Genomic DNA, 9810 nt, shown 5'->3' with positions numbered 1-9810 from the left:
TTAGAATAATCTTAACTTGACAGAAAAAATTTACACAAAGGACTTGACAGACCCATAGACGATAGACGATAGAAGTTAGAAGTTAGACGGTTAGTGTACTAGTGAGCTAGTAAAAACCATAAAACCGCCCTGGCGGGCGAGGGAAAACAGGCCAACCGCGCCTGCGGCGCGTGGGAAATGCGGCCCCCTTTGGTGCCTGCGGCACCACCTTTACCCAAAGGGAAGCGTGTCACTGGATTCTCAGTCGCCTATCGGCTCCTTACGAATCCAGTTCCCTTGCCACCCCGCTAAAGCGGGGGCACTATGGACGCTTACTAACGTGCCACATGATTCCGTGGGAAAGCACTGAGAGGCTTATTCTGCCCCTGAATAGGGGGAAGTCCGGCGTAGCCGGATAGGGGGTGGCCGCGCAGCGGCCAATTCACCGTAATGCCGGTTCATGCACAATGATACGCAACGCAAGAGGTTTCTTATAGCCAGATACTAACTGCTAAAAGCTAACTGCTGCTGCCTCTACGTTAATCCCGTAACGTCCTTGCGTCCCCTTGAGGGGAAGAGGGCCACGAAGTGGTGCGGGGGTGTACGAGGATAAGCGGCGAAATGAAACTCTATGCTGAACTAACTGCCGCAGAGCAGCATTCTGCAGGGAGATTTCTCGGCTCCCTTTCACTGGCTCCATGAAACTATGGATTCATACCGGCTTGTACCACCGCTCGAAATGACGGGGGAGCCATAGTGGCACAAATGCAAGTCCCGTAATGCTGACTTTCTATAATTATTGCCGCGAAGCGGCTATCCACAACCCTCAGCGGCACAGCCGCTGTCAAACCTAAGAACCCTATAAAAAAGGGGGCCGCACTGCGGCCCCTTTTTCATTCCCTCCCCTTGCATTTCATTTTGAATCCTGCTATGATATTTTATATCATATGTAAAAGCAAAGATGGGAAGAAGCTGCGGATGAATTTCTAGAGAGCTGCCGGTGGTGGGATGGCGGTAAGGATGAAGCAGCGGGTCACCCCGGAGCCGGCTTATGCCCGTGGCGCACGTTATACGCAAATGAGCGATCATGTATGATTATTTAGGTGGTACCGCGGAAGCACTCTTTCGTCCTATGGGATGGAGGAGATTTTTTATTTTTAGGAGTGAAGAATATGGCAGATTTTGAAGATCTTGGAAAGTATGATCCAAGCGCGATTGAACAGAAATGGTATAAGTTCTGGGAAGATCATGATGTATTCCATGATGAACCGGACCCCTCTAAGGAACCTTACAGCATTGTGCTGCCGCCGCCGAATGTAACGGGCCAGCTGCACATGGGTCATGCTCTGGACAATACGCTCCAGGATATCCTGATCCGCTACAAGAGAATGCAGGGCTACAATGTACTGTGGCTGCCGGGCAAGGACCATGCAGGCATTGCTACCCAGGTAAAGGTAGAAAAGCAGATTGCCGAAGAAGGACTCAATAAGTACGACCTGGGCCGTGAGAAGTTCCTGGAAAGGGTATGGCAGTGGAAGGAAAAATACGGCAACCGTATCGGCCTCCAGATTCGCCGCCTGGGCTCCTCCTGCGACTGGAAACGGGAACGTTTCACCATGGACGATGTATGCGCCCGGGCGGTTCGTGAAGTGTTCGTTTCCCTCTATGAAAAAGGCCTCATTTATCAGGGGTTCCGTATTACCAACTGGTGCCCCCGCTGCCAGACCGCTCTTTCCGATATCGAAGTGGAGCACGAAGATGAAGTGGGACATCTCTGGTATTTCAACTATCCTATCGTTGGAGAAGAGGGCTATATCCAGATTGCCACCACCCGTCCGGAAACCATCCCCGGCGATACGGCGGTAGCGGTAAATCCCAATGATGAACGGTATACCCACCTGGTGGGCAAGATGGTAAAGCTCCCCACCACGGACAGGGAAATCCCCATCATCGCCGATGATTATGTAGATATGGCCTATGGTACAGGCTGCGTGAAGATTACGCCGGCCCATGACCCCAACGACTTTGAAGTAGGCCAGCGCCATGACCTGCCCACCATCGTCATCATGAACAAAGACGGCACCATGAACGAAAAGGCCGGAAAGTACAACGGCATGGACCGCTATGAAGCCAGAAAGGCCATTATTGAAGATTTCAAGAACGCCGGCCTTCTGGTGAAGATTGAAGAAACGAAGCACGCTGTAGGCCACTGCTCCCGCTGCAAGACGGTGGTGGAACCGATGACCACCAAGCAGTGGTTCGTAAAGATGAAACCCCTGGCAGGCCCGGCTATGGAAGCAGTCACCTCCGGCAAGACAAAGTTCGTACCGGAACGTTTCTCCAAGACCTATATCCAGTGGCTGGAAAACATTCATGACTGGTGCATTTCCCGTCAGCTCTGGTGGGGCCACCGTATCCCCGTATGGTACTGCGACGACTGCGGCGCCGTAAGCGCGTCCCGCACGGACCTTACCGAATGCCCGAAGTGCGGCAGCAAGCATATTCACCAGGACCCGGACGTGCTGGATACCTGGTTCTCCTCCGCCCTGTGGCCATTCTCCACCATGGGCTGGCCGGACCAGACACCGGTATTGAAACAGTGGTACCCAACCTCCACCATGGTCACCGGCTACGATATCATTTTCTTCTGGGTAGCCCGCATGATGTTCATGTCCATGGAATTTATGCATGAAATCCCCTTCAAGTATGTATTCATCCACGGCCTGGTCCGCGATTCCCAGGGCCGCAAGATGAGCAAGTCCCTCGGAAACGGCATTGATCCTCTGGAAGTCATCGACAAATACGGCGCCGACGCCCTCCGCTTTACCCTTGTCACCGGCAACACCCCGGGCAATGACATGCGTTTCTACTATGAAAAGGTAGAAGGAAATCGGAATTTCGCAAATAAACTGTGGAACGCCACCAAGTTCACCCTCATGAACCTGGACGACTATGATAAAGATTTCGTTCCCGCCAAAGAGGAACTTACCCTGGCAGACAAGTGGATCCTGGACCGCCTGGCAGCCACCGAAGACTATGTAAGCACCAACCTGGACAAGTACGAACTGGGTGAAGCAGCTGATTCCATCTACAACTTCGCCTGGAACTATTTCTGCGACTGGTATATCGAAACCGCCAAGACCCGTCTCTACGGCGAACATAACAGGGACCGCAAAGTCACCCAGTACGTGCTGGTATACACCCTCACCCGCATGCTGGCCCTGCTCCACCCCTTCATGCCATTCATTACCGAACACCTCTGGCAGCACCTGCCCCATGAAGGCGAAATCCTGGCAAGAGCTCCCTGGCCGAAGGCTGATGATAACCTCCGCTTCAAAGACGAAGCAGAACAGTTTGAACGGATTATGGACTCCATCAAAGCCATCCGCAACATGCGCGCCGAAGCCAATGTAACACCGAACAAGATGTGCCACATCCAGATTGCCGTTCTTAGAAACGACCTGAAAGACTGCATTGAAAACCATAAGGAATACTACGAAAAACTGGGCCATGTGGAAGAAATCAAACTCCTCTCCGCCGACGCACCGAAGCCGGAAAACGCCCTCACCACCGTAGTCACCGGACTGGAAGTATACCTGGAACTGAAAGGCCTCATCGACACTGCCAAGGAAAAGGAAAAAATCGAAAAGAATAAGGCAGCCCTTGAAAAAGACATTGCCCGCACCAGCGGCAAGCTCTCCAACAAAGGCTTCCTTGCCAAAGCACCGGAAGCAGTAGTGGCCAAGGAAAAGGAAAAACTGGCCCAGTTCGAAGAAAAGATGAAATCTTTGAACGAACGCCTGAAATTCCTGGATCAGCTCTGAGAAAGAAAAGGTTCTAAAGAGTGACGGGGCCTTCGCCCCGAAGGTTCATTGTGCCACCGCTTGCGGGGGAAAGGTGGTACCGCCAGGTACCAAAGGGGGAGGGGTGTGGATTGCCCTTCGGGCAATAAGTAGAAATGCCGCTTGGCGGCGGCCCCCCCTTTGGTGGCTGCGCCACCACCTTTACCCCGCTGAAGCGGGGGGACTATGGGTGTTGTGAATTTGTGCTACTTGACTCTGCGGGAAAACATAGAGGGGTTATATTCTGCCCCCTGAATAGGGGGAAGTCCGGCGCAGCCGGATAGGGGGTGGCCGCGTAGCGGCCAATTCAGCAGAATGCTTAGCGTGATTTTTGCAGCAGGAGGAAAATCCCGTAACGTAAGGCTCCTTCCACTGGAAGGAGCTGCCCGATAGGGCTGAGGATAGGCCTTTGCTGTGCAAAGGCGCCGCCGTAGGCGGCATTTTACGGAAGAGTCATTTAGGCCCCTGCGGGGCCTTGGCCTTTTTTCAAAAGCCCGCTATCCTCCGTCGCCTGCGGCGACACCAACGGCCGGGCTTTAAGGTGTTCGCTTTGTGTGCAGGCTATGCTCACATATTAGCCCGGCTCAGAAGCCCTCTGCAGGGCTTCTGCCTTCCAAAGGAAGGGGGCTAAAAACTGCGGCGTCAGCGGCAATCCACAACCCTCGGCGGCAGAGCCGCCGTCAAACCTAAGAACCCTTGGGCCGTAGGCCCATCAAACTTAAGAACCTTCCCCTCTGAACCCTCTGAACCCTGCCACGCAGTGGCTCCATGGGCCGTCCCCCTTTGGTGCCTGCGGCACCACCTTTCCCCCTGTTCAGGGGGCACAATAGGATGGGGGAACCCTATTTCACATAACATCAATCATCCGAAGACTCCCTCACGTCAGGGAGTACTTCCTGTGTAAAGGAGAAAATATGAATTACGAAGAATCTGTGGCCTACCTGGAACAGGCAGCATCCTTCGGCATTAAGCCGGGACTGGAGCGGATTGAGGCCATGTTGAAAAAACTGGGAAATCCGGAAAATGCCTACAAGGTCATCCACGTTACCGGCACCAACGGCAAAGGCAGCGTAGTGGCCATGATTACCAGCGTTCTGGAAAATGCCCAGCTTCGGGTGGGCCGCTACGTGTCTCCCCATCTGGTGGACTACACCGAACGGATCTATATCTGCGGCCATGATATTTCCAGAGAAGACTTTGCTAAAGCGGCTACGGTTGTCCGTGAAGCTGCCGAAGCCGTCATTGCCGACGGCGTAGAAGCGCCTACGGAATTCGAGCTATTGACCGCCATGGCCTTCTGGTATTTCAAAGAACAGAAGGTGGACTACGCTGTCATGGAAGTAGGCATGGGCGGACTCTACGACTCCACCAACGTCATCCTTCCCGTGGTTTCCGTCATCACCAATGTGGCCATGGACCATATGAAGTACCTGGGAAATACGCTGCAGGAAATCGCTCACCAGAAGGCTGGCATCATCAAAGAAGGCATTCCGGTGGTTACCGCCGCCCAGCACGTGGCCCTGAAACAGCTGAAGAAAGAAGCCCATGAAAAGAAATCCCGCATCTATTTCTATGGAAGGGACTTTGAAATCGACTCCAGAAGCCCCTGGAAACATGGCCAGGTTGTTACAGTGAAGCGGAAAGACATGCCCAAGGAACTGGAAAAGAGCCTCCTTTTCGTTCCTTTCGTCGGCGCCCATCAGGCAGTCAATGCCGCCGTTGCCACCATGGCCCTTTCCATCATTATGAAACAGGACAACCGGGTCAACGAAAACGACCTTCGCGAAGGCCTGGCCCGCACCCGCTGGCAGGGACGCTTTGAAATCCACGACGTCAAAGGTGTCACCTACGTCATGGACGGCGCCCACAACCCCGCCGGCGCCGAAGCCCTCATGGAAGCACTGCAGGAACAGTACCCCGACAAACGCCGCCTCTTCGTATTCACATCCCTGGCCGATAAGGATACGGAAACGGTGATCCAGCTCCTCATCCGCAAAGGGGACAAAGTCTTCGCCTGCAAGGCACCCACCCCCAGGACAAGAAAGCCTGAAGAAATCGAGGCCATGATCAAAGCCCAGAAAATCGACGCCGCTTTCAAAGCAGAACCTTCTGTCAAGGCAGCTCTGGAAGATGCTTCCAATGAAGCAGGAGCAGGGGACATCGTCCTCATCTGCGGCTCCCTCTACATTCTGGGAGACGCCATCCGCTTCATCGAAGAAAAAGAAATGGAAGCAGCAGAAAAGAAATAGTCATCTTAATAAAAATCCCCGGGAAATCCGGGGATTTTTGATTGGGGACGACTGCAAGACAGGTTTGACAGGGGTGCCCCGAAGGAAGCAGAAGGCCTTTATAACCGCCCCCTTTGGTTTCCGTACCACATGATTCTGCAGGAACACATAGAGATGCATATTCTCCCCCCTGAATAGGGGTGGCAAGCGAACACGATTCGTAGGGGAGCGGCAGCGACCTGAGAATCGTGTGAGACGCTTTCCCGTGGAGCAGTCCGGCGCAGCCGGATAGGGGGTGGCCACGCCAGTGGCCAATTCAGCAGAATGTTTAGCTATAATTTAAGTAGAAGACGGAGAATCCCGTAACGTAAGGCTCCTTCCACTGGAAGGAGCTGCCCGATAGGGCTGAGGATAGGCCTTTGCGCAGCAAAGGCGCCGCCAAAAGGCGGCATTTCACGAATGTGCCACATCAGGCCCCTGCGGGGCCTCGGCCTTTCTGCGAAAGGCCGCTATCCTCCGTCGCCTGACGGTGTCACCCCCTTCCAGAGGAAGGGGGCTAACGCACTCCGTCATGCAGCACTGGTGACACAAGAGGCAAGCACGTAACGTAAGGCTCCTTCCTTTGGAAGGAGCTGCCCGACAGGGCTGAGGATAGGCCTTTGCTGTGCAAAGGCGCCGCCGAAAGGCGGCATTTCACGAATGTGTCACATCAGGCCCTTGCGGGGCCTCGGCCTTTCTGCGAAAGGCCGCTATCCTCCGTCGCCTGACGGCGCCACCGTCGGGCATTAAGGTGTTCGCTTTATGTGCAGGCTATACTCAAATATTAGCCCGACTTGGAAGTCCTCTGCAGGACTCCCATCTTCCAGAGGAAGAAGGCTAACGCTCTTCGTCATGTACCCTTGGTGACACAAAAGGCATTCCCGTAACGCTGACTTTATACTCGTCGCCCGAAGGGCGATACCACAACCCTCGGCCCGCAGGGCCGTCAAACCTAAGAACCCTTGGGCCGCAGGCCCATCAAACTTAAGAACCTTCCCCTCTGAACCCTTGCGCCCGCAGGGCGCAGAACCCTCTACACCCGGAGCTGCAAAGCAGCTATTATATACATACCTGTTATAGCATCATGCTTTTACAGCATGCAAATATTGAAGATTTTAGGAATACTGTGTTATAATGGAGTTGCCTTTAAAAAGTAGTATTTACGCCAAAGGTTATCATATATACTTATCTTTGTTCTTTTAAAAAGGAGTCCGGACTATGATTACAGAGCATGAAATCTTTTTGACCGATCCCTCGGAAAAAGCGAAAGTAGTAGAATTTCTGAAAGGTTTCGAGCTGACCTTTACAGGAAATATTGATTATACCATGGGTCTTTATGATGACGGACAGCTTATCGGCACCGGTTCCCTGGGCGGCCGCGTCATGCGGGATATTGCCATCAGCGAGAAGTACCAGAAGAAGGGCCTTACCCGCCGTATTATCCGCAACCTGCAGGGCGAATCCTACCGCCGGGGCGTGACGGGGAACCAGATTTTCACAAAACCGAAGAACGTGCCGGTTTTTGAACATATGGGTTTCAAATGCGTGGCGGTGGCTGAACCCTATGCGGCTCTTCTGGAAAAGGGCACCGATACACTGGAAGACTACCTGGGGCGTGTACGTTCCATTCTCGGTACCGGCGAAGGCAAGAACCGGGGCGCCATTGTAATGAACTGCAATCCCTTCACCCTGGGCCACCGGAGTCTGGTGGAATATGCCCACAATAACTGCGATGAAGTGATTATCTTTGCCGTGCAGGAAGACCGTTCCATTTTCCCATTCTCCGACCGTTTCTCCCTTATCAAACAGGGAGTACGGGACATGAAGGGAGTCGAAGTCATCAGCGGCGGCGATTTCATTATTTCCAACGCCACATTCCCCACCTATTTCATCAAAGGCACCGATGAACTGGCTGCCCAGACCAAACTGGACGCCACCATCTTCGCCACCCGCATTGCGCCGGCACTGAACATCACCGTCCGCTTCGTAGGGGAGGAGCCCACCGACAAGACCACCATGGCCTATAACAATGCCATGCGCGAAGTCTTTGCCCAGAACGGCATCGAACTGAAGGAAATCCCCAGGGAACAGAAGGGCAACCAGATCGTATCCGCCTCCTCCGTCCGCAGAGCCCTGGCGGAAGATGACTGGGAAACAGTATACCGCATGGTACCGAAAACAACCCTCATCTACCTCAAGAGCCCTGCAGGCCAGGAAGTTATCCGTAAAATCAAGATGACCGAAGCCTTCAAGAAAATGGAAGAAGAAGAAAAAGCAAAAGAAGCAGCTGCAAAGAAAGAATAAAAACGTTGAATGAAAAAACCTCCCTCCTGAAAAGGAGAGAGGTTTTTTGACATGATGGACACGCCTTTGCCGTGAGGTTTGACGGCCCTCCGGGCCGAAGTTTGACGGCACCTGCGGTGCCGAGGGTTGTGGTGGCGCCTTTTAAATTATAAGGCGCCAGTTGAGGTATAAAACCTTTACAACCGTCCTTATGGGCGGAGGGGGATCGCGATAGCAGTGGAAATGGGCCGCGCCAGCGGCATATAAAACTCATTGCCACGTAGCGGTGCACAGCGAACTGGAGTTACACCAGCGAACATAATTTGCAGGAGCAAAGCGACGCACAAATTATTGTGAGTCGGTGATAGCCGTGCTGTAGGGAGTCGTTAGACGACTGAAAATCCAGTGAGTCGTTTCCCCTGTGGGGCTATCCACAACCCTCAGGCCGCAGGCCTGTCAAACCTAAGAACCCTTGGGCCCGGAGGACCCATCAAACTTAAGAACCTTTTTACTCACAACCCTCGGGCCCAGGGGGCCTGCCCCCTTTGGTACTACGTACCACCTTCCCTCCCGCTAAATCGGTGGGACAATCATGGGGGAGGGAACCACGGGGGTACTCCGCGGCCCTCTTATTTCAGCCCCAGTTCTTCCTTGTGGGCGGTCATACCGTCAATGCAGGCCTGCATGACCACACCGGCGTCAAGGCCCAGCATTTCAAAGCCCTTCTTGATGACGTCCCGATTGCAGCCGGCAGCAAAGCGCTTGTCCTTGAATTTCTTCTTCAAACCCTTGAGCTCCATGCCTGTAATGCCTTCCGGACGCATAAGGGCATAGGCCATGACCACGCCGGTGAGTTCATCCACAGTGAAAAGACTCTTCTCAATGTTTGTGGTAGGTTCTACATCATTGTCGCAGATGCCCCAGCCATGGGAAATGATAGTTTTGATATCCTCATCGTCCACACCTTCCGGCTCCAGAAACTCCCTCACATGGTGGCAGTGCTCCTGGGGGAACTTTTCATAGTCCACATCATGGAGATACCCGATGGCCTCCCAGTGGTCCTTATCTTCGTGGAAATAGTCCGCCATGGCTCCCATGGCCGCACTCACTGCCATGGCGTGGGTGAAAAGATGATCCTCGGTGGTATACTTCGATAAAATTTCTTTGGCTTTCGCCAGTGTAAGCTGACTCATAATGAACTCCTCCTTTATAAATCTTATAAATAGCATAGGTGATGGGAGGGGGATTGTCAATGACATGATCTGACACGCCCTTGCGGGCGTGAGGTTTGACGGCCCTCCGGGCCGAAGTTTGAAGGGCTTATGCCCCGAGGGTTCTGAAGTTGTGCGCCAGTTCGGCGTGTATAGTATAGTCCGGTGAAAGTCCGGGCCCGGCAAAGCCTAGCAAGCAGCCGGTACTTAGTCTTGCATGTGAAGCCG

The 9810-nt window shown here is 53.4% G+C and carries 4 protein-coding genes; 3 read left to right on the top strand and 1 reads right to left on the bottom strand.

Annotation, left to right across the window (positions count from 1 at the left end; all coding sequences use genetic code 11):
- Positions 1–1151 precede the first annotated feature (1151 nt).
- The 3 genes from Q0482_RS02370 (at position 1152) to citC (ending at position 8392) form a co-directional block, all read left to right on the top strand.
- Entirely contained in the window at positions 1152–3803 is a 2652-nt protein-coding gene (locus Q0482_RS02370) for a valine--tRNA ligase (protein ID WP_299142873.1), read from the top strand.
- Between the two features lie 932 nt (positions 3804–4735).
- Positions 4736–6070 carry a folylpolyglutamate synthase/dihydrofolate synthase family protein gene (locus Q0482_RS02365; protein WP_299142871.1) on the top strand — a complete coding sequence of 445 codons (1335 nt, stop codon included), beginning with the start codon at positions 4736–4738 and terminating at the stop codon, positions 6068–6070.
- A gap of 1236 nt (positions 6071–7306) precedes the next feature.
- The gene (gene citC, locus Q0482_RS02360) at positions 7307–8392 is read left to right on the top strand and encodes a [citrate (pro-3S)-lyase] ligase (protein ID WP_299142869.1); all 1086 of its coding nucleotides are present in this window, start codon (positions 7307–7309) and stop codon (positions 8390–8392) included.
- 608 nt (positions 8393–9000) lie between these two features.
- Here the strand turns inward: citC and Q0482_RS02355 are convergent.
- Positions 9001–9564 carry an HD domain-containing protein gene (locus Q0482_RS02355; protein WP_299142866.1) on the bottom strand — a complete coding sequence of 188 codons (564 nt, stop codon included), beginning with the start codon at positions 9562–9564 and terminating at the stop codon, positions 9001–9003.
- Positions 9565–9810 lie beyond the last annotated feature (246 nt).

This window comes from uncultured Dialister sp. (genome assembly GCF_937959425.1).
GTDB lineage: Bacteria > Bacillota > Negativicutes > Veillonellales > Dialisteraceae > Dialister.
The sequence above is the reverse complement of the archived record's forward strand: the minus strand, read 5'-3'. Positions and strand labels throughout refer to the sequence as shown.

What these genes read in the sequence shown, in the direction of transcription:
- Q0482_RS02370 (WP_299142873.1), top strand. Translation starts at nt 1,152, where the DNA reads ATGGCAGATTTTGAAGATCTTGGAAAGTATGATCCAAGCGCGATTGAA.
- Q0482_RS02365 (WP_299142871.1), top strand. Translation starts at nt 4,736, where the DNA reads ATGAATTACGAAGAATCTGTGGCCTACCTGGAACAGGCAGCATCCTTC.
- citC (WP_299142869.1), top strand. Translation starts at nt 7,307, where the DNA reads ATGATTACAGAGCATGAAATCTTTTTGACCGATCCCTCGGAAAAAGCG.
- Q0482_RS02355 (WP_299142866.1), bottom strand. Translation starts at nt 9,564, where the DNA reads ATGAGTCAGCTTACACTGGCGAAAGCCAAAGAAATTTTATCGAAGTAT.